This is a genomic window from Streptomyces sp. NPDC001796 (assembly GCF_042892355.1).
GTDB lineage: Bacteria > Actinomycetota > Actinomycetes > Streptomycetales > Streptomycetaceae > Streptomyces.
This window is the reverse complement of sequence record NZ_JBIAUC010000008.1, coordinates 243,944-266,938: the sequence shown is the minus strand read 5'-3', so window position 1 is coordinate 266,938 and position 22,995 is coordinate 243,944. Positions and strand designations below refer to the sequence as shown.

The following is a 22,995-nucleotide window of genomic DNA, read 5'->3' as shown; positions in this document are numbered from 1 at the left end:
CCGGCGGGCGGCACACCGGCCGTTCGGGAGACCGATTCGGCCTGTCGCCCGCCGGGGCGGTTCGCACGGCCGGAGGCTCCTTGGCAGGACAGCAGCGCCGAGCACGAATCCGTACCGTCGGTGGACTCTATGCCCTGGGGCCGAGCTCCCGCAGGAGGGCCTGCGCCGCCGTGCGCTGCTCGGCGGCCCCCGCCGGGTCCGTCTGGTCGAGCACGGCCGCGATGCCTTCGTGGGCCAGCACCTCCTCGTACCGGTTTCCCAGCTTCGGGGCCAGCTCCAGCGCCTGCCGGTGCAGTCGTAGGGCCTCCTCGGTCAGGCCCGCGAGCAGGCAGGTCTCGGCATAGCCGTTGAGGAAGTGGATCTTCCAGTGTTCCTCGAACAGCTCGTCGAGCAGCGCGAACGCCTCCCGGTGTCCGGCCAGTGCCTCCTCGTACCGGCCCATCTGCCGCAGCGCCACGCCCAGGCAGTTCAGGCACCACGCCTGGTTGTGAAGGTGCCCGTCGTCGCGGGCCACCGCCAGCGCGTGACGCAGATGCTCCACCGCCTCGTCGGGTTCCTCGCGGGCGATGGCCACCCCGAGCGTGATCCGGGCCGTCAGAGCGGGCGGCCACGCGGGGTCGGTGTGGGGGATGCCCAGCACCTCCCGGGCCCGCCGCGCCGCCTCCTCACGGTGCCCCAGCTGCAGCATCGCCCAGGCCTCCGACGCGGCCGCTTCGGCCGCGCCCGTCGGGCAACCGGCCTGCTCGTACAACTTCCCCGCCAACCGGAAGAGTTCGAGCGGCTCCTCGACGTGCCCGGCGTCCCAGCTCAGACAGCCGCGGCGCATGGCCAGCTCGGCCTCCGCCCGCGCGTCCCCCGCCTCGGACAACCGGAGCGCGGCCGCATCGTACGCGGCGGCGGCTTCGGCCATCCGGCCCGCGTTGTACCGCGCGAAGCCCAGATCGCTGTGCGCCTCGGCCAGCCGCAGCGGATCGCCCAGTCGCTCGGCGGCAGCCAGCGATCGCTCGAAGAGGACGTTGAGATGCGTCGTGCCGCAGCGGCGTGCGAAGTAGGCCCGCAGGAAGCGTGGCAGCTCGCACACGTGCACGTCGGCCCCGACGGCGGCCGCCGTCTCGAAGACGGCGATGAGGTTTCCGTACTCGGTGACGAGCCAGGCGAAGGCCGCGTTCTTGTCCGGGAACCGCGGCAGTTCGGCCGGAGGCGGGCCCGCGGCGGCCGCCCGGCCGGGGGACACGAACGGCATGGCGGCGTCGGCGGCGGCCGCGGCGTGCACGTAGTAGCCGAGCACCCGGCCCAATGCCCGCTCCCGCTCGGCCGCCGAGTCCTCTTCCGCCGCGGCCCGGCGCGCGTGCTGGTGCACCAGGTCGTGCAGCCGGTAGCGGCCCGCCGTCGGCTGCTGGACCAGGTGCGCGTCGAGCAGGTCCTCCAGCATCGCCTGGGCGCTGCGCAGCGGCACGTCCGCCAGGGCCGCCACCACGTACTCGTCGAAGGACTCCCCGGGCAGCAGGCCCAGCATCCGGAACAGGCGGGCCTGGGAACGGTTCAGCTGCCGCACCGACATGGCGAAGGCCGCGCCGAACGCGGCGTCGAACTCGCTCACCCCCTGCGCCATCCGCTCGAGAAGGATGCCCACGGTCCAGCCCGGCCGGTGCCGCAGCCGTGCCGCCGCCAGCCGCAGGGCCAGCGGCAGATGGCCGCACAGCCGCAGCACCTCGGCGGTGGACTCCGGTTCGCGGGCCAGCCTGCCCTCGGGGCCGACGGGGTCGCCGCTGGCCCGGGCCAGCAGCTCCGCGCTCTCCTGCGGGCTCAGCACGTCGAGCGAGACGGGCGGCGCCTCGTCCAGGCCGAGGAGCCGGTTGCGGCTCGTGATCAGGGCGACGGAGGGGCCGGCGCCGGGCAGCAGCGGGCGGACCTGGTCGGCGTCGGCCGCGTTGTCGAGGACCACGACGACCCGTCGGCGGGCCAGTTCCGACCGCCAGCAGGCGGCCAGTTGCTCGATCCCCTCCTGCGGCACCTTCTCGGACGGGACGTCGAGCGCGCCGAGCAGCATCCTCAGCGCCGAATCCGGGTCGAGCGGGGGCCGGCCCTCGGTGAACCCGTGCAGGTCCACATAGAGCTGGGCGTCCGGGAAGTCGGCGGCGAGCCGGTGCGCGGCGTGCACCGCCAGACAGGTCTTGCCGACGCCCGCCATGCCGTCGACGGAGACCACCCGATGGCTGTCCACCGCGGCGAGCACGGCGGCGAGCCGGGCCTCCCGTCCGGTGAAGTCGGGCACGTCGCGAGGCAGATCGTTCCGGGGCAGCGGCCGGACCTGGCGGCTGCTCCTCGGGGGCGCCGGCAACGGGTTCGAAATCCGTTCCCACAGCGGACGCAGGGGCCGGGGGTCGCGCTTGACGAGGCGGCAGAGGGCGACCACCGCGGGCCAGGGCGGCACGGTCTGCCCGTTGAGGTAGCGCGACAGCGACGACGAGCTGAGGCCGGTGTCCCGCGCGAGGGCCCGCACGCCGAGCCCGGACAGTTCCTGCAGCAGGCGCAGCCGGGCCGCCAGCTCCTCCTGTGGGTCGGCCTTCGCCGTCCGTGCTTGCGCGTCCAACCGTTCCCCCCGCTTCCCGTCCCGCTCGGGCAGAAGTCTCCCGAGCCAAGTCGCCGCTGGTCAAGGTTGTTTCAGCTGTCCCACGGTGTCCCAACGCCGTGGCCGGAGAAAGCCGGCCCGGCTGTCATGGAGTCACGCCCCGACGACAGCGGGGCAGCGGCCCGGAAGAGGAGAACACCGAGATGCAGTCCCGTATGCAGAACCCCGCCGTCGTCCTGTCCGGCGCGATGCAGCCCATCCAGGAGATCCTCAAGGCCGTGCAGACCGGTGGCGCGGACGCGCAGACGCTGGAACTGGTGCATCTGCGGGTCAGCCAGATCAACGGCTGCAGCGCCTGCGTCGTCGGCGGCGCCAGGACGGCCCGCAAGGCCGGGGTGAGCGACGAGCGGCTGGACGCGGTCGCCGCCTGGCGGGAGGCCCCGTACTTCACCGAGGAGGAGCGGGCGGCGCTCGCGCTGGCCGAGGCCGCGACGCGGCTGGCCGATCGTCCCGACGCGGTCAGCGACGAGGTCTGGGACACGGCCGCCACCTACTTCGACGAGAAGCAGCTCGCGGCGATCGTCCTGATGATCGGCGTCACCAACCTGTTCAACCGGCTCAACGCCACCACCCGTCAGATCGCCGGCGCGTGGGGCTGACGCCCGGCGCCACCGGCAAAGGCGAGCCGGCGAGCGATCTCAACACCGATACTGCGTACATCCATGATCCACACACCCGTGGGAGACCCGCTGTGAAGGACGCACAGAAGCCCGCCAAGAGCACCACCGCGACCGACACGACGTCCGAGGGATTCACGGACGAGGAGCGAGCCGCGATGAAGGAGCGCGCCAAGGAGCTGAAGGCGCCCGCGCGCCGCGGGTCGAAGGCCGCCAAGGCGGCGGAGGACGAGGCGGCCGTGCTGGCGAAGATCGCCGGGATGCAGGAGTCGGACCGGGTCATGGCCGAACGGATCCACGCCGTCGTCAAGGAGAGCGCTCCGGAACTCGCCCCGAAGCTCTGGTACGGGATGCCCGCGTACGCCCTGGACGGCAAGGTCGTCTGCTTCTTCCAGAGCGCGGAGAAATTCAAGTCCCGCTATGCGACGTTCGGCTTCAGTGACAAGGCCAACCTCGACGACGGCAGCATGTGGCCGGCTTCCTACGCCCTGAAGGAGCTGACCTCCGCCGACGAGGCGAGGATCGGCGCGCTCGTGAAGCAGGCGGTGAACTGAGGCCTGGGGCCTGTCGTCCGGATCAGGTCGGCCGTGCTGACGTGTCAGCACGGCAGGCCCGGTCGCCGAGCCCGCGTACCGCGGTGGGACGGTGGGTTGATGGAGCCCGCAAGGCGAGGTCACACTGGCCGGGTGGACGCGGATCCGGGGTTCTACGGGCCCTCCTCGGTGACCTGGCAGATGCACGCCGACCCCATGATGTGGGTCGCCGGGATCCGCGCGCTCTACCTCCAGGCCCTGCACCCGCCCACCGTGCGCGGCGTCGTGCAGAACTCGGACTTCCGCCGCGACGCCTGGGGCCGGCTGATGCGCACCGCCGACTTCGTCGGGACGACGACGTACGGCACCACCGAGGCCGCCGAGCGGCTGGCGGCGCGGGTGCGGAAGATCCACGGCATGCTCGGTGCCACGGACCCCGACACAGGCGAGCGGTACGCGGTCGACGAGCCCGGGTTGCTGCTGTGGGTGCACTGCGCCGAGATCGACTCCTACCTCCACGTCCTGCGCCGCTCGGGGTTCCGGCTCACCGAGGCACAGGCCGACCGGTACATCGGCGAGAACCGGGCCGCCGCCGCCCTGGTCGGACTCGACCCCGAGCAAGTGCCTGCGGACCAGGTCGAGTTGGCCGCGTACTTCGAGAAGGTGCGACCCGAACTAGCCGCCGGGCCCGAGGCCCGCGAGGTGGACGACTTCCTGCGGCGCCCGCCGGTCCACCCGCTGCTGGTCCCGGCGCGCGCCCTGCTGTGGCGGCGTGTGGCGAACCTGGCGTACGCCGCCCTGCCCTCGTACGCCCACGAACTCTACGGCCGCCCGGCCCCGAGCCCCGCGGCGGTCACCCGGCGGCTGCGCCTGACCGGCACCCTGCTGCGCCGCATCCCCGCACGGGTGCGCTGGCAACTGCCCCCGAAGCACGTTCTGCGCGCCATGGCCCGGCTCGGCCCCGCCGCACGGCCCGCGCCGTACAAGGTGGGCGGGCACGTCGACTGATCCGGCGCCGCCCGGCCCGTCTCTGGCCGATCCGGATCTTCGCGTGCTACGAAGAAGCATGCCTGCACGCGAAGGACACGAGGGAAACCAGAGACACGAGCGATTCGACGCCGTGATCGTCGGCGGCGGCCACAACGGCCTCGTGGCCGCCGCCTATCTGGCCCGGGCCGGGCGATCCGTGCTCGTGCTGGAGCGGCTGGACCACACCGGCGGCGCCGCAGTGTCCACGCGCCCGTTCGCCGGGGTCGACGCACGGCTGTCGCGCTACTCCTACCTGGTCAGCCTGCTGCCCCGGAAGATCGTGCGGGACCTGGGGCTGGACTTCCGCGTGCGGGCGCGCACCGTCTCCTCGTACACCCCCGTCGAGCGCAACGGGCGCCCCACCGGGCTGCTCGTCGGCGGTGGCGAGCGGCGCACCCGGGAGGCGTTCGCCCGGCTCACCGGCTCCGACCGCGAGTTCGAGGCATGGCGGCGCTTCTACGGCATGACCGGGCGGGTGGCCCAGCGGGTGTTCCCGACGCTCACCCAGCCGCTGCCCACCCGTGACGACCTGCGCCGCCGCATCGACGACGAGGATGCGTGGCGGGCGCTGTTCGAGGAGCCGATCGGCGCGGCGATCGAGGACCGCTTCACCGACGACCTGGTCCGCGGAGTCGTCCTCACCGACGCGCTCATCGGCACCTTCGCCGACGCCCACGACACCTCCCTGAAGCAGAACCGCTGCTTCCTCTACCACGTCATCGGCGGCGGCACCGGCGCGTGGGACGTCCCCGTCGGCGGCATGGGCGCCCTCACCGACGCGCTCGCCGCCGCCGCGCGCGCCGCGGGGGCGGTCGTCGCCACCGGTCGAGAGGTGGTACGGGTCGACACCGACGGGCGCGCCGCCGAGGTCACCTACCGCAGCGCGGACGGGGAGGGCACCGTCTTGGCCCGACACGTCCTGGTGAACGCCTCCCCGCAGGAGCTGGCCCGGCTCACCGGCGACACCCCGCCGGCCCCGGCCGAGGGGGCCCAGCTGAAGGTGAACATGCTGCTCACCCGGCTGCCCGCGCTCCGCGACACCGCCGTCGACCCGCGCGAGGCGTTCTCCGGCACCTTCCACATCGCCGAGGGATACGAGCAACTGGCCACCGCCCACGCCCAGGCCGCCGCCGGCTCACTGCCCGCGGCGCCACCGTCCGAGATCTACTGCCACTCACTCACCGACCCCACCATCCTCGGCCCCGACCTCGTCGAGCGCGGCTGGCAGACCCTCACCCTCTTCGGCCTCCACACCCCTGCCCGGCTCTTCGAGGAGGACAACGACGCCGTACGCGAGGAGCTGCTGAAGTCGACGCTGGCGCAGCTGGACGCCCACCTCGCAGAGCCGGTCGAGAACTGCCTGGCCACCGACGCGGACGGGCGCCCCTGCATCGAGGCCAGGTCCCCGCTCGACCTGGAGCACGACCTGCGGCTGCCGGGTGGCAACATCTTCCACCGCGAACTTGCCTGGCCGTACGCCCAGGAGGGCACCGGCCGCTGGGGCGTGGAGACCCGGCACGCGAACGTCCTGCTGTGCGGCGCGGGGGCGGTGCGCGGCGGCGGGGTGAGCGGCGTGCCCGGGCACAACGCGGCGATGGCGGTGCTCGAGGACCTGGGGGAGCCGCTGCCGGACGGTGCCCGGGCGTGACGGGATCCGGCCACGGGGACGGCGCCCCCACCTTCACCGAGCAGGCCCGGCGCCGGCAGCTCATCGAGTGCACCAGCGACCTGGTCTCGGCCCGGGGCGGCGCCGATCCCCAGGAGGCGGCTGACCCCTGGTCCGCCCCCGGCCGTCGGCGGCGGGCGAACGCCCGTGCGTACTCGGGGAGTACGCCGACGCCGCCGACGTAACCCGCCACCGACCGCAGTGCCGGGACCCGCCGGACGATCCGCAGGGGCAGCGGCAGCTGGTCCGCGCGCAGGGTGCCCTCCAGGCCGGGCCGCAGCAGCAGGTCGTATGACCGATCGGTTGGGAAATGGCCGATCCGAAAATCTGACGGCCCATCAGGAAAACTCTTCCGTCCTCTCGGCCGCTGCGGCATCCTGCGCCCATGCAGACGGAGCTGAGCAAGCAACTCGGAATCGAGCACGCCCTCTTCGGGTTCACGCCGTTTCCCGCCGTCGCCGCGGCGATCAGCCGGGTCGGCGGCTTCGGCGTGCTCGGCGCGGTCCGCTACACCGCCCCGGACGACCTCAAGCGCGACCTCGACTGGGTGGACGCGCACGTCGACGGCCGCCCCTACGGACTGGACGTCGTCATGCCCGCCAAGAAGGTGGAGGGCGCGACGGAGGCCGATGTCGAGGCGCTGATCCCGGAAGGGCACCGGCAGTTCGTCAGGGACACGCTGGCCGAGTACGGGGTGCCAGAACTCGCCGAGGGCGACGCGTCCGGGTGGCGGATCACCGGCTGGATGGAACAGGTCGCCCGCAGCCAGCTCGATGTCGCGTTCGAATACCCGATCAGGCTGCTGGCCAATGCTCTCGGCTCCCCGCCCCCCGACGTCGTCGAACGCGCCCACGCGCAGGGCGTACCGGTCGCCGCGCTCGCCGGCAGCGCCCGGCACGCCCGCAAGCACCAGGAGGCGGGCATCGACATCGTGGTCGCGCAGGGGTACGAGGCCGGTGGCCACACCGGTGAGATCGCCTCCATGGTGCTCACGCCCGAAGTGGTCGACGCCGTCGACCCGTTGCCCGTGCTGGCCGCCGGCGGCATCGGCAGCGGGCAGCAGGTCGCCGCCGCCCTGGCGCTGGGTGCGCAGGGCGTCTGGCTCGGCTCGATCTGGCTGACCACCACGGAGGCCGAACTTCCCTCGCCCGTCCTCGTCCGCAAGCTGCTGGCCGCCGGCTCGGGCGACACCGTCCGCTCCCGGGCGCTGACCGGCAAACCTGCCCGGCAGTTGCGTACCGCGTGGACCGACGTCTGGGACGACCCGGACGGCCCGGGCGCCCTTCCCATGCCGCTGCAGGGCCTGCTGGTCGCCGAGGCGATCACCCGCATCCAGAAGTACGAGGTGGACCGGCTGCTCGGCACGCCCGTCGGCCAGATCGTCGGCCGCATGACCGGCGAACGCAGCGTCCAGGCCGTCGTCGACGACCTCACCCGGGGCTTCGAGAAGGCCGTCGACCGCATCAACCGGATCGCCGGAAGGAGCCAGCAGTGAGCCAGTCCGCCAACGGTTTCTGGGCCCATGCAGCGGCCGATCCCGAGCGCGTCGTCCTCGTCGCCCCCGACGGGGAGGAGTGGACCGCCGGGCGGCTGCTCGCCGACGCCAACCGGCTGGTGCACGGGCTGCGCGCGGCGGGGCTGCGGACCGGTGACTCCTTCGCCGTCGTCCTGCCCAACGGTGTCGCGTTGCTCACCACGTACCTGGCCGCCACCCAGGCCGGGCTCTACCTCGTCCCCGTCAACCACCACCTCGTCGGGCCGGAGATCGCCTGGATCGTCTCCGACTCCGGTGCCAAGGCGATCGTCGCGCACGAGCGTTACGCGGACGCGGCACGCGCCGCCGCCGACGAGGCCGGACTGCCGGCCACCCACCGGTACTCCGTCGGCGAGGCCGAGGGCTTCCGGCCGTACGCCGAACTCCTCGACGGGCAACCCGGGTCGGCGCCGAACGAGCGCACCCTCGGCTGGGTCATGAACTACACCTCGGGCACCACGGGCCGCCCCCGCGGCATCCGCCGCCCACTGCCCGGAAAACCGCCCGAGGTGGCCTACCTCGGCGGTTTCCTCGGCATCTTCGGTATCAAGCCCTACGACGACAACGTCCACCTCGTCTGCTCACCGCTCTACCACACGGCCGTGCTCCAGTTCGCGGGTGCGTCCCTGCACATCGGACACCGGCTGGTCGTGATGGACAAGTGGACGCCCGAGGAGATGCTCCGCCTCATCGACGCCCACCGGTGCACGCACACGCACATGGTGCCGACCCAGTTCCACCGGCTTCTCGCCCTGCCCGACGAGGTGAGGGCCCGCTACGACGTCTCGTCCATGCGTCACGCCATCCACGGCGCCGCCCCCTGCCCGGACCATGTGAAGCGGGCGATGATCAAGTGGTGGGGCATGTGCGTGGAGGAGTACTACGCGGCGAGCGAGGGAGGCGGCGCGTTCGCGACCGCCGAGGACTGGCTGAAGAAGCCCGGCACGGTCGGCAAGGCATGGCCCATCAGCGAACTCGCGATCTTCGACGACGACGGCAACCGGCTGCCGCCCGGCGAACTCGGCACCGTCTACATGAAGATGAGCACCGGCGGCTTCTCGTACCACAAGGACGAGGCCAAGACACGCAACAACCGCATCGGCGACTTCTTCACCGTCGGGGACCTCGGCGTGCTCGACGAGGACGGGTATCTCTTCCTGCGCGACCGCAAGATCGACCTGATCATCTCCGGCGGGGTCAACGTCTACCCCGCCGAGATCGAGGCCGCGCTGCTCACCCACCCCGCCGTCGCCGACGCGGCCGTCTTCGGCATCCCGGACGACGACTGGGGCGAGGAAGTCAAGGCGGTCGTCGAACCCGCCCCCGGTCATGAGCCCGGCCCGGCACTCGCCACGGACATCCTCGACCACTGCGCACGGCAACTCGCCGGCTACAAGCGGCCCAAGAGCGTCGACTTCGTCAGGACGATGCCCCGCGACCCCAACGGCAAGCTGTACAAACGACGGCTGCGCGAACCGTACTGGGAGGGCCGTACCCGCCCCGTGTGACGGCTGCTTGACCTGCCCCGCGTGCCCGGCGAGGATCGCGCCAGGGCCGGACACGAAGGAGCGGGACATGACGGCGGGACGAAGCGTCACGGTCGACGGCACGCTGCGGCGCAGCGCCCGGCGCACGCCGGCGAGGGTGGCGATCCGCTACGGCGACCGGTCGTGGACCTACGCGGAACTCGACGACGCCGTCTCACGCGCCGCCCGCGTCCTGCGGGAGGCCGGGCTCGCCCCCGGCGACCGGGTCGGCGCGCTGGGCCACAATTCCGACGCCTATCTGATCGCCTTCCTGGCCTGCGCCCGCGCCGGGCTGGTGCACGTACCGGTGAACCAGAACCTGACCGGCGACGACCTGGCGTACATCGTCGACCAGTCCGGCTGTTCCCTCGTCCTCGCGGACCCCGACCTCGCGGGGAACCTCCCGCAGGGCGCACGGCGGCTGCCGCTGCGCGACGCGGACGACTCGCTGCTCGCGCGGCTGGCCGCGGCCGAGCCGTACGACGGCGAGGAACCGCGCGCCGAGGACCTGGTGCAACTGCTGTACACGTCGGGCACCACCGCGCTGCCCAAGGGCGCGATGATGACGCACCGCGCCCTGGTGCACGAGTACCTGAGCGCGATCACCGCCCTCGACCTGAGCGCGGGCGACCGGCCGGTGCACGCCCTGCCGCTCTACCACTCGGCGCAGATGCACGTCTTCCTGCTGCCCTACCTCGCCGTCGGCGCGGAGAACGTCATCCTGGACGCGCCCGACGGCGACCGGCTCTTCGACCTGGTCGAGGCGGGCCGCGCCGACAGCCTGTTCGCGCCGCCCACGGTCTGGATCGCACTGGCGAACCGCCCCGACTTCGCCACCCGCGACCTCAGCGGCCTGCGCAAGGCCTACTACGGCGCCTCGATCATGCCGGTGCCCGTCCTGGAGCGCCTCAAGGAGCGGCTGCCGAAGCTCGCGTTCCACAACTGCTTCGGGCAGAGCGAGATCGGCCCGCTCGCCATGGTCCTCGGGCCCTACGAGCACAAGGGACGCATGGACTCGTGCGGGCGTCCGGTGCTGTTCGTGGAGGCGAAGCTCGTCGACGAGTCCGGCAAGGACGTGCCCGACGGGGAACAGGGAGAGATCGTCTACCGGTCACCGCAGCTGTGCGAGGGCTACTGGGAGAAGCCGGAGGAGAGCGCCGAGGCGTTCCGCGACGGCTGGTTCCACTCCGGGGACCTCGCCGTGCGGGATGCCGACGGGTACTTCACCATCGTCGACCGGGTGAAGGACGTCATCAACTCCGGTGGCGTACTGGTCGCTTCACGGCAGGTCGAGGACGCCCTGTACAGCCACGAGCGGGTCGCCGAGACCGCGGTGATCGGGCTGCCGGACGAGCGGTGGATCGAGGCGGTCACCGCGGTCGTCGTACCGCGCGGCGAGGTGACCGAGGCCGAACTGATCGACCACGTGCGCGAGAAACTGCCGCACTTCAAGGCGCCCAAGCGGGTGCTGTTCGTGGACGAGCTGCCGCGCAACGCGAGCGGGAAGATCCTGAAGCGGGAGCTGCGCGACCGGTTCGCGCGCTGACGGGGGTCAGCGCGGCCGCAGGTCCACGATCCGCCTGATCTTGCCCACCGACCGCTCCAGGGACTCCGGTTCGACGATCTCGACGCGCACCGAGACACCGATGCCGTCCTTCACGGCCGCCGCGATGGCGAGCGCCGCCGCCTCACGCTGCTCCGGGGTGGCGTCGGGCCGGGCCTCGGCCCGCACGGTCAGCGCGTCGAGCCGGCCCTCGCGGGTCAGCCGGAGCTGGAAGTGCGGCGCCACGCCCGGGGTGCGCAGCACGATCTCCTCGACCTGCGTGGGGAAGAGGTTGACCCCGCGCAGGATGACCATGTCGTCGCTGCGCCCGGTGATCTTCTCGATGCGCCGGAAGACCCGCGCCGTGCCGGGCAGCAGCCGGGTGAGGTCCCGCGTCCGGTACCGGATCACGGGCATGGCCTCCTTGGTGAGGGAGGTGAAGACCAGCTCGCCCTCCTCACCGTCCGGCAGTACTTCGCCGGTGATCGGATCGACGATCTCCGGGTAGAAGTGGTCCTCCCACACGTGCAGGCCGTCCTTCGTCTCGACGCACTCCTGAGCCACACCCGGGCCGACGACCTCCGACAGCCCGTAGATGTCCACCGCGTCGATCGCGAACCTTTCCTCGATCTCGCGCCGCATCTCCTCGGTCCACGGCTCGGCTCCGAAGATGCCGACGCGCAGGGAGGTGGTGCGCGGGTCGACGCCCTGGCGCTCGAACTCGTCCAGCAGGGTGAGCATGTACGAGGGGGTGACCATGATGACCCCGGGCCGGAGGTCCTGGATCAGTTGCACCTGCCGGGCCGTCATGCCACCGGAGGCGGGGATCACCGTGCAGCCGAGACGCTCGGCGCCGTAGTGCGCGCCGAGGCCGCCGGTGAACAGGCCGTAGCCGTACGCCACATGCACCGTGTCACCGGGCCGGCCGCCCGCCGCGCGGATGGACCGGGCCACCATGTCGGCCCACATCGACAGGTCGTTGTCGGTGTACCCGACGACCGTGGGCCGTCCTGTGGTGCCGCTGGAGGCGTGGATGCGGCGGACCCGCTCCCTGGGGACGGCGAACATGCCGTACGGGTAGTGCTCTCTGAGGTCCGCCTTCACGGTGAAGGGGAACCGGGCGAGATCCGCGAGCGTACGGCAGTCCTCCGGCCGCACCCCTGCCTTGTCGAAGGACTCCCGGTAGAAGGGAACGTGCTCGTAGGCATGTCGCAGCGAGGCCCGCAGCCGCTCGAGTTGAAGGGCCCGCAGCGCCTGGGCGTCGAGCCGTTCCCCCGCGTCCAGCAGGCCCTGAGCGTGCGCCATGGGGACGCCTCCCTAGCAATCAAGAGCAATCGTCTGCAACCGGTCGACCGATCATTCGGTAGATGTCGAGGATCAGTAATCCAGGCCGCCCGGCCGGAGGCAAGGGCCTGCCCGGAACTTTCTTGCGGCGAAACCCGCCCTGCCGCGAAGATCAGGTACATGCCGACCTTTGACGCGTTCGACGGGACCCGACTCGCCTACCACCTGTGGGGAGAGGGAGAGCCGCTCGTCGTGCTGCCCGGTGGGCCGATGCGGGCCTCCGCGTACCTCGGGGACCTCGGCGGGCTCGCCGACCGGCGGCGGCTGGTGCTGCTCGATCTGCGCGGGACCGGGCACTCGGCCGTGCCGGCGGACCCGGACACCTACCGCTGCGACCGGCTCGTCGACGACGTGGAGGCGCTGCGCGAGCACCTCGGCCTGGAACGCATGGACATCCTCGCGCACTCGGCGGGCGGCAGCCTGGCGCTGCTCCACGCAGCCCGGTTCCCGGAGCGCGTCGCCCGGCTCGCCCTGGTCACCGTCACACCCTGGGCGCTCGGGATGCCCGCCACGGCCGAGGACCGGCTCGAGGCGGCACGGCTGCGCGAGGGCGAGCCCTGGTTCGAGGAGGCCTTCCCCGCGTTCGAGGCCTGGCTGAAGGGAGACGGCGAGTTCGACCCGGTCTTCATACCCTTCTTCTACGGGCGGTGGGACGCTGCGGCGCGGGAGCACGTCGCGGACCGGGCCGGTCAGGCCAATGACGCGGCGGCCGAGGTCTTCCTCTCCGACGCGGCCTTCGACCCGCCCGCCACTCTGGCCGCGCTCGCCCGCCTCACCGCGCCCGTCCTCGTGTACGCGGGCGAACTCGACGGCGGTCCCCGCCCCGAACTCGCCCGTCGCGTCACCGAGCTCTTCCCGCGCGCCGAGTTCACGGTCCAGCCGGGCGCCGGGCACTACCCGTGGCTGGACGACCCCGAGCACTTCACCGAGCGCGTGGACGCCTTCTTCGCGGGCTGAGCGGGCCTGAGCCGGTGGCCTCGGGCGTCAGCCGCCCATGGGGGTCAGACGGGCCGCCGCCCGGGCCCGGGCGGCCTCCAGGACCGCCAGGAGAACCGCCTTGCTCGAGTTGCGGTCCCGTACGTCGCACAGGAGCACCGGTGTCGACGCGTCCAGGTCCAGCGCCGCCCGGACCTGCTCGGCCGTGCAGTCCCGCCGCCCGTCGAAGCAGTTGATTCCCACCGCGAAAGGGATCTCCCGCGCCTCGAAGAAGTCGATCGAGGCGAACGAGGCGTCCAGACGGCGGGTGTCGGCGAGGACCACCGCCGCCAGCGCGCCAGTCGCCAGGTCGTCCCACATGAACCAGAACCGGTCCTGCCCGGGCGTGCCGAACAGGTAAAGCACCAGCTCCGGCGCGATGGTGATCCGGCCGAAGTCCATGGCGACCGTCGTGGACGACTTGCCCTCCACCCCGGTCAGGTCGTCCACCCCGAGGCTCGCTTCGGTCATGCGCTCCTCTGTCTCCAGCGGGGGCACCTCGCTCACCGAGCCCACCATGGTGGTCTTGCCCACGCCGAAACCGCCCGCGATGAGGATCTTCAGCGCGGTGGGCATGACCGGCTCAGAGCTGACGGATACCATCCATCACCCTTTCGATGATTTCCACACTCGGCTGCTCGTCCTGCCCGGGCGGCGACTGGACGATGATGAGCGAGGCGTTGAGCAGATCCCCGCACAGGATCTTCACCACGCTCACCGGCAGGTCCAGATGCGCGGCGATCTCGGCGACCGCCACCGCGCGGTCCCGGCACAGCTCGAGGATCTGGACCGACTCCGGCTCCAGGTACTCGTACTCGAACTCAGCCTCGGACCGCGAGACGACGAGCGTGATCAGTGTGAACGTGTGCTGACTGTGGCGGGTGCGCCCGCCCGTGATGGCGTACGGCCGTAAATGACGCCCGGCCTCCGCACCGTCGAGCCACCGCGGTTCACGCATCCTGAATAAGACCACCGGACGATGTCTGGACGCGAGGTGCGGCGCTCATGTACTGGCCTACCTGCTTGACGAGCGTGCCCATCTCGAAGGCCATCATCCCCACATCCACTTCCTCCGAGGCGATCGCGGCCAGCCGTGCGCCCCTGCCCGCGGCCGTGACGAACAGGAACGCCCTCTCCATCTGGATGACCGTCTGCTGGACCTCCCCGCCGTGGAAGTGGCGCGCGGCGCCCCGGGCCAGGCTGTGCATGCCCGAACCCACCGCCGACAGGTGCTCGGCGTCGTCGCGGCGCAGGTCCTTCGACTTGCCGATGAGGAGGCCGTCCCCGGACAGCACGATGGCACAGCGGATCTCCGGGATCCGGTCCACCAGGCCGTCGAGGAGCCAGTCCAGCTGCGGCCCGGGATGTACCTGCTCAGTCATTGCTCAACGTTCCCTCACAGTCGATTGGCACCGGGGTCCCTCGAATCCTGCGGCCGGCCCTCCGCGCCGGCCGACCCGTCCGGATCGGACATCCGGGCCCGCTTCAGCCCCTGCTGAATGGCGATCATCGCGCGCGCCGACGCTTCCGGGGAGACGACGCCGTTGTCCTCTTCGCCCTCGGGCCGGCCCTGGGTTTGTGCTGCCTCCCTGCGCAACTGCTGCGCGAGGCTGGCTCCCCGGGTCCGCTGCGGCAGCACCGGGGGTGTCGTCAGCGGGCGCGCCGCATCGGGTGCGGACGCCTGCCCGGCGGGTGCGGTGCGCCCCGCGCCGGGCTCACGTCCGAGCGGGGGCCCGGCTTGCGGTCGGTGCTGACCCGACGGCGGCCCGGCTTGGGGCCGGTGCTGACCCGGCGGGGGTCCGGCCTGGGGCCGGTCCTGCTCCGCCGGTGGCCCGGCCTGCGGCCGGCCGTACCCGGTCGACGGCCCGGAGTACCGGGCCGACTGCCCCGGGTACTCGGCCGACGGCCCGCTGTACCCGGCGTACTCGGCCGACGGCCCGGTGTACCCGGGTGCGGCCTCGGGGGCCGCCGCACCTGGGGCCGGGGCCGCCTGCTGGGGCATGCCCCACCGGTCCGGCTCGGAAGGGGGTACCGGGTGTTCCGACACGGGCGGCAACAGACCTGCACCTCCGTACTCGGGAAAGCCGCTGTGATCCGCGATGCGGGAGTGCGTGAGCACGTCCGCTCCCACGACCGCCGGCGCGGTCACGCTTCCGGTGACTCCCACGGCCGCGCCCGCGAGCGCCCTGTCCTCGGCCCGGGGCTCGCTCTGCAGCGCGTTGCCGGCCGCCGCGGCCGCCGACCTGAGCTGGTCGATGACCGGCGACTGGAGATCCTCCAGCAGCTCCGAGGGCAGCAGGACGACGACGAGCGTGCCGCCGTAGACGGAGTCGCGCAGCTCCACCTTGATCTTGTGCCGCTCGGCGAGCCGGGCGACCACGAAATGGCCGAGACGCGGGTCCTCGCCCAGGGACGTCATGTCCAGCTGGGGCGGATGGGCGAGCAGCTCGTTGGCGTACGCCATCTTGTCGGACGGCATGCCGAGTCCGTGGTCCTCGACATGGATGGCCAGCCCCTTGGCCACCTTGGTGGCGCTGACGAACACCTGGGTGTCCGGCGGGGAGAAGCTCGTGCCGTTCTCGATCAACTCGGCGAGCAGGTGCGTGACGTCCGCGACGGCCCGGCCCGCCAGGGCGACACGCCGCTCCGCGGGCAGGTTCTTCACCTTCACGCGCGTGTACTGCTCGGTCTCCGCGACCGCACTGCGCATGACGTCGGTGATGGAGACCGGCGCGGTCATCCGGCGGCTCGGCGGGGAACCGCTGAGGATCACCAGGTTCTCCGCGTGCCGTCGCACGCGGGTCGCGAGGTGGTCGACCTTGAAGATGTCCTTCAGCAGGTCGGAGTCCTCGTGCTTGCGCTCCAGGTCGTCCAGGAGCGAGATCAGACGGTGGATCAGGATCTGGGTACGCCGGATGAGCTGCGCGAAGACCTTCTCGGTGCCCTCGCGGCCCCTCGACTGACGCATCGCGGTGTCCGCGGCGACCCGGCCCAGCCGGTCGATGGCCCCGGCCAGCCGTTCCAGCTCGTCGCCGGCCTGGCGATCCTGCGGGCCCAGGACGGCAGGGTCCACGTGCTCGCCGCGCTCGATACGGGCCAGCAACTGGGGGAGTGCACGGGACAGTTCCTCGGCCCGCGCCTCGAGTTCGGACACCCGGCCGAGCGTGGCGCGGCGGGCGCGCAGCGCGAGCACCGTGCCGCCGGCCAGTGCGGCCAGGGTGGCGGCGGTGCCCAGGAGCATGCCCAGCAGCAGCTCGTCGGCCCGGTCCGAGGCGTCGTCCGCGAGCCCCCGCACGGAGTCCGCGCCCAGCGACTGCAGATCGCCCAGGACACCGTTCGCGGTGTCCGACCATGTCGAGGCCTTGGAAGGCAGCGTCGTGCCCGGGGCGGACGCCACCGCGTCGCCGAGCGTGCCCAGCGTCGTCCACTGCGCGCCGTCGGTGATCTGCGTGTAGCCGGCGGCCGCCCCTGCGGGCAGGTCACGGGCGGTCAGGCCCGCGCTGAACTCCCGCTGGAGCGCCAGGTATTCCGCGAACTGGGCGCGGGTCGTCGCCGGTATGCGCCCGGAGGGCAGGACACCGGACAGCAGGGCGTCCTGGCGCGAGAGCATCTCCGTGATCTGCACCAGGGAGACCGTGGCGGAGCCGCCCCGCGCCAGGTCGCCGTTGTCACTGCGGACGGCGGCGGTCACCAGCGACACGCCCTGGGTGATGCTGTCGGTGAAGTACTGGAAGGCGTCGGCGGCGGACAAGGTGCGGGCGTCGATCGCCTGGCGGCGGTCGGACAGCGCGGCCAGCGCGTCGTCGAGCGGCTTCGCCAGGCGCCGCAGCGTCGAGGTGTCCAGGCCGGAGGAGCCGCGGTAGGCGGTGAGGGCCGCGTCGGTCCTCTTGCGGGCGGCCTCCAGGTCACTGCGCGCGGCGCCGGCGCGGCTCGCCTGCCAGACGGCGGTCAGACGGCGCTCGTTCTGGAGCGCGGAGAGCACCGCCTGGGCAGGCCGGGCGGCCGACGTGTCGTGGTCCGCGTCGGCCTGCAACTGGACGTGCTCGTCGACGAGACCGGCCGCCGTGTACCCCCACAGTCCGGTCAGGCAGACGGCGGGCACGACGAAGGGCAGGACGAACGAGAATCGGAGAGATCTGCGCGGGGCGGACCGATGACGCGTCCGCCGGTCGCGGGTGCCTGGCATCTGATTCCTCGTACGGCAGCGAAGCACTGGTTCGGTTGGGACGGTTCGAGTGCCGGATTGTGCCCGGCGCGGCGACTTGACCTCACCGTCATCGGAGTCGGCGATCAGGCTGAACCGTATCAGGATCATGCAGCAGCGTCAGCTTCCGCTTAGGGCAACTAACGGCTTTCATACGTGAGTTGCCAGGCGCGTTCGCGGAATTGGCTGCTGTCGCCGTTCGGGCGGACGCGGGGGGACATATCACAGCAGAGCGAGAAGCTTGGGAGTATAGAGGGCGCCCGCTGTCTCGATTCCGGCCACCATGTCGAAATAGATCGCCGTCAGTTCCGGATCCGTCTGCACGGCACGCAGCAGGGACAGCCGCTGTTCGTGCGGTGTGAGTTGGGCCACGCCGAGAGTGGACTCGTAGCCCGGAGTGAGTAGTTCGTCCCGTTCCTTGGCGAAATCCTCGAGGGCGGCGTCGAGTCCGGCCGGGTCGCCGTCGAGCCGGCCCTCCAGCCTGCGGGCCAGGGCATCGGCCTGGAGGAAGGCGTCGCTGATGCCGCGCGCGGTGATGGAGTCCTTGTGGTGCCCCGCGTCGCCCACCAGGACCCAGCCGGGCCCGGCGGCCTGCCGGAAGAAGTTCTGCTGGTCACCGGTGCCGCGCAGCCGCTCCAGGGGCTCCTTGCCCGCGAGCCGCTCGTACAGGCCGGGCGCGGTGGTGCGGATCTGTTCCAGGTAGGCCCGCCGGGCGTCGGTGCGTACCTCCTCGAAGCGGGACTGCGGGAAGTAGGCGAGGACCAGCGTCGCCGCATCGTTGGTGGCCACGGCCGCCACCCAGCTGCCCGGTCGCTCGTAGAGCTCCAGGGTGGCCGGGACGTCCGCCCAGTACGTGTAGTACGCGCAGGTCAGCCGGGGATGCTCCACGGTGTACGGCGCCTGTGCGAGCCCGGCGACGGTGGAACGCATGCCGTCCGCGCCGATCACGAGGTGTGCGCGTTCGGTGAAGGAATCCATCCCGGATCCACCTTCCACCCCCACGACCCGCCCGCTGAAGTCGCGCAGCAGTCCGGTCACCCGACAGTGGTGGCGCACCTCGACGCCCGCTGCGGCCGCCGCCTCCACCAGGAGGGCGTCCAGGACGTGGCGCCGCGGCGCGAACGCCGCCCGCTGCCCTTCCACACCCCGGGCGCACCCTTCGAGGCGGATGTCGGCGACCTCGTAGACCACCTGGTCCAGGGGTGGGCACCCCGAGGCGCGCAGCGCGTCCAGCAGCCCCCAGCGGGCGAGCGCCGCCACCCCGGGCTGGTGGATGAGATGGGTGGAGAGGGTGTCCGTGCCGGAGGGCGCCTTGTCGAGCAGGAGTACCCGGTACCCCGCGCGGGCGAGCAGCATGGCGGTGGGCGCACCGGCGCAACGGGCGCCTACCACGATGGCGTCGTACATCTGGGTTGCCTCACAACAGACGTCGGGGAGGGGGTGTTGTGGTGCCGTGACCCGCACGGGCGTCGTTCAGCGGGAGCGTCCGAGGTCGTCGAGCAGGGCCCGCCGGTCGATCTTGCCATTGGCGTTCAGCGGCAGTTGATCGAGGACGGCGATCCGGCGGGGCAGCATGTACGGCGGCAGCCGCTCGGTCAGGGCGGCGAACAGCCCGTCGGACGTGCAGCCGTCGCCGCTGACCGCGGCATGGAGCTCCGGCTCGCCGTCGGACGCGGGCACCGCGAGGACGACCGCGTCCCGTACCCCCGGCTGCTGCCGCACCATGGCCTCGATCTCCCCGAGTTCGATGCGGTGCCCGCGGACCTTCACCTGCTGGTCGGTGCGCCCGAGGTGGACCAGCCGCCCGTCGCGCATCGCCACCCGGTCCCCGGTGCGGTACCAGTGCCGGTCGGTGAGCGGCCCGTCGTCGCCGGGCCGTCCGTCAGGGTCCAGGAAACGTCCGGCGTTGTTCGCCGGGTCCAGGTAGCCCGGGAACCGCAGCGGCCCGCGCACGCACAGCTCGCCGCTGTCCGCGGGGCGGCCGTCCTCGTCGATCAGCAGCAGGTCGAGGACCGGATAACCGGTGCCGATCGGGGCGGTGCCGTTCGGGGTGTCGGGCCACTGCGCCGGGTCGTCCGGGAACCGGTACGCCGTGCAGGAGATGGTGAGTTCGGTCGGCCCGTACAGCACCTCCAGACGGCTGCCGGGTGCGGCGGCCCGCCACTGACGGGCCGCTTCCAGGGTGAGCGGTTCGCCGCCGAAGACGCTCCACCGCAGGGTGGGCATGCTGCCGGGTTTCAGGGTGCCGAGGCGGGAGGCGAAGGAGACCAGCGACGGAACGGAGAACCAGTGGGTCAGGCGCAGGGAGCCGACGGTCTTCACCGGGGACAGCAGCTGGCTGCGGCGCGGCACCACGAGGGTGCCGCCGCCCGCCCAGGCGACGAACAGATCGTGCACGGAGCCGTCGAAGGTCAGCTCGAAGCACTGCGACAGCCGGCTGCCGGGTGCGATGTCGTACCGCGGCGCGACCTGGGCGAGATAGGTCGCGATGTTGCGGTGCGGGATCGGTACGCCCTTGGGGGTGCCGGTCGACCCGGACGTGAAGATGATGTACGCGATGTCGTCGGGGCCGGTTGCCGGATACGGCAGTTCGGGCGCGGGCTCCTTCGACAGGGCCGCCAGTTCGTCGGGCCCCACGACGAGGGCGGGCACCCCCTGGTCGGTGCCCGCCCCGGCGGTGTCGGCCAGCACGACCTCCACCTCTGCGGCCTTCACGATCTCGGCCGTGCGGGCCGGGGGGTGCTCGGGGTTGAGGGGGACGACGGTGGCGCCGGCCCGCAGGATCGCGAGATACCCGGCGTAAGCGGTCACCGAACGGCTCGCCAGCAGGCCCACGCGGCGCGGCGGGGTGCCGCCCGTCGCGATGACCAGCCGGGCGGCCAGCCGCTCCGCCAGGTCGCGCAGCTGCGCATAGGTGAGCCGGTCCTCGTCCACCTCCAGCGCGACGGCGTCCTCGCCGTAGGTGTCGGCGGAACGGGCGAACCAGGCGTACGCGGTCTCCGGGTGGCTCATCGGGCGGCCGCCTCCAGGTCGCGCGTCCACCGGCGCAGCTCACCCACGGTGCGCAGCCTGCCGAACTCCTCGGGGTCGACCTCCTGGCTGGACCGCTTGGTGAGCTCGACGATGATCCGCAGCTTGGCCAGGGAGTCGATGCCGATGTCGGTGAGCGTGGACGTGTCGTCGAAGCCGGTGCGGGCGTGCTCGCGCAGCACCCAGGACGCCAGGTCGCCACCGTCGTCGTCGTGCTCCTCGCCCGGCCAGTACCGCTTGGTCTGCCACGGGTACGTGGGCAGCGGGACGAAGCGGCCCGGGTCGCCGAACACCGCCCCCCAGTCCACGTCCTCGCCCCTCCGGTAGCGCTCGGCGACGGCCGACAGCGGTCTGCCGCCCAGCCCCGGCGAGCCGGTCAGCGCGGCCACCAGCTCCTCGTGGCTCGCCCCGACGACCGCGAGCCGGTGCTCGTGATGCTGCCGACGGGTGGCCGCGCTGTAGCAGATGTCCCGCACGGAGTACGCGGCCCCCGCGCCGCCCGGCGAGAGATGGTCGGCGTACGACCGGGCGAGGGCCTCCAGGGCGGCGGGGCTGCGCGCGGAGAGCACGAGGACGTACGGCGTGGGGCGTGCGGCGCCTGTGAGCGCCGGGCCCCGCGCGCTGCGGGGCGCGGCGGGCGCTTCGGCGGGGGCGGGGCTGCGGATCACCACGTGTGCGTTGAGCGCCGAGGAGCCCTGCCCGGAGACACCGGCGACGGCCGGCCGGCCCTTCTCGGGAAGGTCGACGAGCCCGGTCGGCACCACCAGCGGCAGCTCGTCCCACGCCACCTCGGGGTTCGGCCTCGACAGGTGCAGGCTGGCGGGCACCTGCCCGTGCTCCAGGCAGAGCACCGCCTTGATCAGCCCGGCCAGGCCGCCGGCGGCCTCCGCGTGCCCTATGTTCGTCTTGACCGAGCCGACGAGCAGCGGCCGGTCGGCCGGGCGCCCCTCGCCCAGGACCCGGCCCAGCGCGGTCAGTTCCAGGGGGTCGAACGAGGGCGAGCCGGAGCCGTGCGCCTCGACGTAGTCCACGTCCGCGGGATCGATCCCGGCGTCCTCGTACGCCCAGCGCAGCACGTCGATCTGACCCTGGAGCGAGGGGTTGAGCACCGAGTCGCTGGTGCGGCCGTCGTTGCCGACGGCGCTGCCCTGGATGACGGCGCGGATGCGGTCGCCGTCGGCCACAGCGTCCGCCAGGCGCTTGAGGACGACGACCGCCACAGCGTCGCTCGGCGCGTGGCCGTCGGCGTTCGCGTCACCGAACTTGCTGCGCCCGTCGGCGGCCATGCCGCCGGCCTGTGTCATCACCAGGCCCTCGTCCGGGCGCAGTTTGAGGTTCACGCCCGCGGCCAGGGCCAGAGGGGTCTCCCGGGAGCGCAGGCTCTGCACGGCCTGGTGGACGGCGACCAGGGAGGAGGAGCAAGCCGTGTCCACGACGACGCTGGGCCCGCGGAAGTCGAAGGTGTGGGAGATCCGGGCGGGCAGCAGTGAGCGGAAGTTGTTCAACTGCGAGGCGGTGGCGCCGTGCGGACCTTGGCGCAGCGCCAACTCCAGGTAGTCGGCACGGGCGTTGCCCACGAACACACCGGTCCGGCTGCCCGCCAGCAGGTCGGGCCGCTGCCCCGCGTCCTCCAGCGCCTCCCAGGCCGTCATCAGCAACAGCCGCTGCTGCGGGTCGAGTTCCACCGCCTCCGTGGCGGACATCCCGAAGAACTCGGCGTCGAAGTGGGCGATGCCGTCCACGTAGCCCGCGCGGCGGCTGGCTATGCGGCCCGGCCCGGGGACGGGGGAGTGGAGGGCGTCCACGTCATAACGTTCGGGAGGAGTCTCACTGGTGGCGTCCGTACCGTCCCTCAGGAGGGCCCAGAGCTCGTCGGCTCCCGATGCGCCGGGAAGCCGGCAGGCCACGCCGATCACCGCCACCGCCCGGGCGTCCGCGTCCGACCTGTTCATGACGTTACTCCTTCGATGTTCGCCACTGTCCGTGGGAGATGGCGCAGTTGACCTTGCCGCACGGCCTTGCGGCTGTCGACGCGGCATCACGGCATTACCGAGGGCGGCACGGTGGACGCAACGTGGCGTCCGACACGCCGCCCTACCGCCAGGCCCCCGTCTCCGGGCGGAAGGGACGGTCCGCTCAGGAGCCCGGCACGCCGTCGTACCGGGCTCGTCCGTCGGACGGGAGAGGTTCTCGAGCAGGTCGGCTCCCCCTGGGGCCTGTAGCGGGACAGCCCCACGTCGGGGCGGGACAACGGGTCGTCAGGAGCGGCATGGATCTTGGCGGGAAACCGCGCATGGCGCCCTGGCCGAAACGGCGCAGTCGCTCTCTTTTGTGACGGGCGGTCCGTAGCTCGAACCGTACT

18 protein-coding genes are annotated in these 22,995 nt (G+C 72.3%); 9 read left to right on the top strand and 9 right to left on the bottom strand.

All coding sequences use genetic code 11. The features are described 5' to 3' along the window. Nucleotides 1–127: 127 nt before the first annotated feature. Complete coding sequence (locus tag ACFYZE_RS19195; protein ID WP_388995045.1) at nucleotides 128–2,593, bottom strand: tetratricopeptide repeat protein; 2,466 nt, start codon at nucleotides 2,591–2,593, stop codon at nucleotides 128–130. 182 nt (nucleotides 2,594–2,775) lie between these two features. On the opposite strand from ACFYZE_RS19195, the gene ACFYZE_RS19190 reads away from it, so the two are divergent. The 8 genes from ACFYZE_RS19190 (at nucleotide 2,776) to ACFYZE_RS19155 (ending at nucleotide 11,083) form a co-directional block, all read left to right on the top strand. Beyond that, nucleotides 2,776–3,231 carry a carboxymuconolactone decarboxylase family protein gene (locus ACFYZE_RS19190; RefSeq protein WP_388995042.1) on the top strand — a complete coding sequence of 152 codons (456 nt, stop codon included), beginning with the start codon at nucleotides 2,776–2,778 and terminating at the stop codon, nucleotides 3,229–3,231. Between the two features lie 176 nt (nucleotides 3,232–3,407). Next, the gene (locus ACFYZE_RS19185; RefSeq protein WP_388995297.1) at nucleotides 3,408–3,803 is read left to right on the top strand and encodes an iron chaperone; all 396 of its coding nucleotides are present in this window, start codon (nucleotides 3,408–3,410) and stop codon (nucleotides 3,801–3,803) included. Nucleotides 3,804–3,902: 99 nt separating this feature from the next. Then, nucleotides 3,903–4,790 (top strand): oxygenase MpaB family protein, encoded by an 888-nt coding sequence (locus tag ACFYZE_RS19180; RefSeq protein WP_388995039.1) that lies wholly within the window; start codon nucleotides 3,903–3,905, stop codon nucleotides 4,788–4,790. Nucleotides 4,791–4,848: 58 nt separating this feature from the next. After that, nucleotides 4,849–6,459 (top strand): phytoene desaturase family protein, encoded by a 1,611-nt coding sequence (locus ACFYZE_RS19175; protein WP_388995036.1) that lies wholly within the window; start codon nucleotides 4,849–4,851, stop codon nucleotides 6,457–6,459. Next, nucleotides 6,456–6,662, top strand: coding sequence for a hypothetical protein (locus tag ACFYZE_RS19170; RefSeq protein ID WP_388995033.1), 207 nt, complete (start codon nucleotides 6,456–6,458; stop codon nucleotides 6,660–6,662). Before ACFYZE_RS19175 ends, ACFYZE_RS19170 begins: the two co-directional genes overlap by 4 nt. A gap of 200 nt (nucleotides 6,663–6,862) precedes the next feature. Further along, complete coding sequence (locus ACFYZE_RS19165) at nucleotides 6,863–7,972, top strand: nitronate monooxygenase (protein ID WP_388995030.1); 1,110 nt, start codon at nucleotides 6,863–6,865, stop codon at nucleotides 7,970–7,972. Beyond that, a complete protein-coding gene (locus ACFYZE_RS19160; RefSeq protein WP_388995027.1) occupies nucleotides 7,969–9,519 on the top strand; it encodes an acyl-CoA synthetase in 1,551 nt (516 codons plus the stop codon). Before ACFYZE_RS19165 ends, ACFYZE_RS19160 begins: the two co-directional genes overlap by 4 nt. A 67-nt stretch (nucleotides 9,520–9,586) precedes the next feature. Further along, a complete protein-coding gene (locus ACFYZE_RS19155) occupies nucleotides 9,587–11,083 on the top strand; it encodes an acyl-CoA synthetase (protein WP_388995021.1) in 1,497 nt (498 codons plus the stop codon). Between the two features lie 6 nt (nucleotides 11,084–11,089). Here ACFYZE_RS19155 and paaK read toward each other — a convergent pair whose 3' ends face one another. Then, nucleotides 11,090–12,385 carry a phenylacetate--CoA ligase PaaK gene (gene paaK / locus ACFYZE_RS19150; RefSeq protein ID WP_388995018.1) on the bottom strand — a complete coding sequence of 432 codons (1,296 nt, stop codon included), beginning with the start codon at nucleotides 12,383–12,385 and terminating at the stop codon, nucleotides 11,090–11,092. A gap of 159 nt (nucleotides 12,386–12,544) precedes the next feature. Between paaK and ACFYZE_RS19145 the strand changes: the two genes are divergently transcribed. Further along, complete coding sequence (locus tag ACFYZE_RS19145) at nucleotides 12,545–13,381, top strand: alpha/beta fold hydrolase (protein WP_388995015.1); 837 nt, start codon at nucleotides 12,545–12,547, stop codon at nucleotides 13,379–13,381. Nucleotides 13,382–13,408: 27 nt separating this feature from the next. Here the strand turns inward: ACFYZE_RS19145 and ACFYZE_RS19140 are convergent, their stop codons facing one another. The 7 genes from ACFYZE_RS19140 to ACFYZE_RS19110 form a co-directional block, all read right to left on the bottom strand. Beyond that, nucleotides 13,409–14,002: an ATP/GTP-binding protein gene (locus tag ACFYZE_RS19140; protein ID WP_388995012.1), complete on the bottom strand. Its 594-nt coding sequence runs from the start codon at nucleotides 14,000–14,002 to the stop codon at nucleotides 13,409–13,411. Continuing rightward, entirely contained in the window at nucleotides 13,983–14,357 is a 375-nt protein-coding gene (locus ACFYZE_RS19135) for a DUF742 domain-containing protein (RefSeq protein WP_200419576.1), read from the bottom strand. Before ACFYZE_RS19135 ends, ACFYZE_RS19140 begins: the two co-directional genes overlap by 20 nt. Next, nucleotides 14,350–14,781 carry a roadblock/LC7 domain-containing protein gene (locus tag ACFYZE_RS19130; RefSeq protein ID WP_200419577.1) on the bottom strand — a complete coding sequence of 144 codons (432 nt, stop codon included), beginning with the start codon at nucleotides 14,779–14,781 and terminating at the stop codon, nucleotides 14,350–14,352. Before ACFYZE_RS19130 ends, ACFYZE_RS19135 begins: the two co-directional genes overlap by 8 nt. Nucleotides 14,782–14,795: 14 nt before the next feature. Next, complete coding sequence (locus tag ACFYZE_RS19125) at nucleotides 14,796–17,585, bottom strand: nitrate- and nitrite sensing domain-containing protein (protein WP_388995010.1); 2,790 nt, start codon at nucleotides 17,583–17,585, stop codon at nucleotides 14,796–14,798. A gap of 240 nt (nucleotides 17,586–17,825) precedes the next feature. Next, nucleotides 17,826–19,010 carry an FAD-dependent oxidoreductase gene (locus tag ACFYZE_RS19120; RefSeq protein ID WP_388995007.1) on the bottom strand — a complete coding sequence of 395 codons (1,185 nt, stop codon included), beginning with the start codon at nucleotides 19,008–19,010 and terminating at the stop codon, nucleotides 17,826–17,828. 66 nt (nucleotides 19,011–19,076) lie between these two features. After that, nucleotides 19,077–20,615: an amino acid adenylation domain-containing protein gene (locus ACFYZE_RS19115; protein ID WP_388995004.1), complete on the bottom strand. Its 1,539-nt coding sequence runs from the start codon at nucleotides 20,613–20,615 to the stop codon at nucleotides 19,077–19,079. Continuing rightward, a complete protein-coding gene (locus ACFYZE_RS19110) occupies nucleotides 20,612–22,585 on the bottom strand; it encodes a beta-ketoacyl synthase N-terminal-like domain-containing protein (RefSeq protein ID WP_388995001.1) in 1,974 nt (657 codons plus the stop codon). Before ACFYZE_RS19110 ends, ACFYZE_RS19115 begins: the two co-directional genes overlap by 4 nt. Nucleotides 22,586–22,995: the final 410 nt, after the last annotated feature.

Bases quoted from the DNA above. Each gene is read 5' to 3' on its own strand.
- ACFYZE_RS19190 (WP_388995042.1), top strand. From the start codon at position 2,776: ATGCAGTCCCGTATGCAGAACCCCGCCGTCGTCCTGTCCGGCGCGATG.
- ACFYZE_RS19185 (WP_388995297.1), top strand. From the start codon at position 3,408: ATGAAGGAGCGCGCCAAGGAGCTGAAGGCGCCCGCGCGCCGCGGGTCG.
- ACFYZE_RS19180 (WP_388995039.1), top strand. From the start codon at position 3,903: ATGGAGCCCGCAAGGCGAGGTCACACTGGCCGGGTGGACGCGGATCCG.
- ACFYZE_RS19175 (WP_388995036.1), top strand. From the start codon at position 4,849: ATGCCTGCACGCGAAGGACACGAGGGAAACCAGAGACACGAGCGATTC.
- ACFYZE_RS19165 (WP_388995030.1), top strand. From the start codon at position 6,863: ATGCAGACGGAGCTGAGCAAGCAACTCGGAATCGAGCACGCCCTCTTC.
- ACFYZE_RS19155 (WP_388995021.1), top strand. From the start codon at position 9,587: ATGACGGCGGGACGAAGCGTCACGGTCGACGGCACGCTGCGGCGCAGC.
- paaK (WP_388995018.1), bottom strand. From the start codon at position 12,385: ATGGCGCACGCTCAGGGCCTGCTGGACGCGGGGGAACGGCTCGACGCC.
- ACFYZE_RS19145 (WP_388995015.1), top strand. From the start codon at position 12,545: ATGCCGACCTTTGACGCGTTCGACGGGACCCGACTCGCCTACCACCTG.
- ACFYZE_RS19140 (WP_388995012.1), bottom strand. From the start codon at position 14,002: ATGGTATCCGTCAGCTCTGAGCCGGTCATGCCCACCGCGCTGAAGATC.
- ACFYZE_RS19135 (WP_200419576.1), bottom strand. From the start codon at position 14,357: ATGCGTGAACCGCGGTGGCTCGACGGTGCGGAGGCCGGGCGTCATTTA.
- ACFYZE_RS19130 (WP_200419577.1), bottom strand. From the start codon at position 14,781: ATGACTGAGCAGGTACATCCCGGGCCGCAGCTGGACTGGCTCCTCGAC.
- ACFYZE_RS19125 (WP_388995010.1), bottom strand. From the start codon at position 17,585: ATGCCAGGCACCCGCGACCGGCGGACGCGTCATCGGTCCGCCCCGCGC.
- ACFYZE_RS19120 (WP_388995007.1), bottom strand. From the start codon at position 19,010: ATGTACGACGCCATCGTGGTAGGCGCCCGTTGCGCCGGTGCGCCCACC.
- ACFYZE_RS19115 (WP_388995004.1), bottom strand. From the start codon at position 20,615: ATGAGCCACCCGGAGACCGCGTACGCCTGGTTCGCCCGTTCCGCCGAC.
- ACFYZE_RS19110 (WP_388995001.1), bottom strand. From the start codon at position 22,585: ATGAACAGGTCGGACGCGGACGCCCGGGCGGTGGCGGTGATCGGCGTG.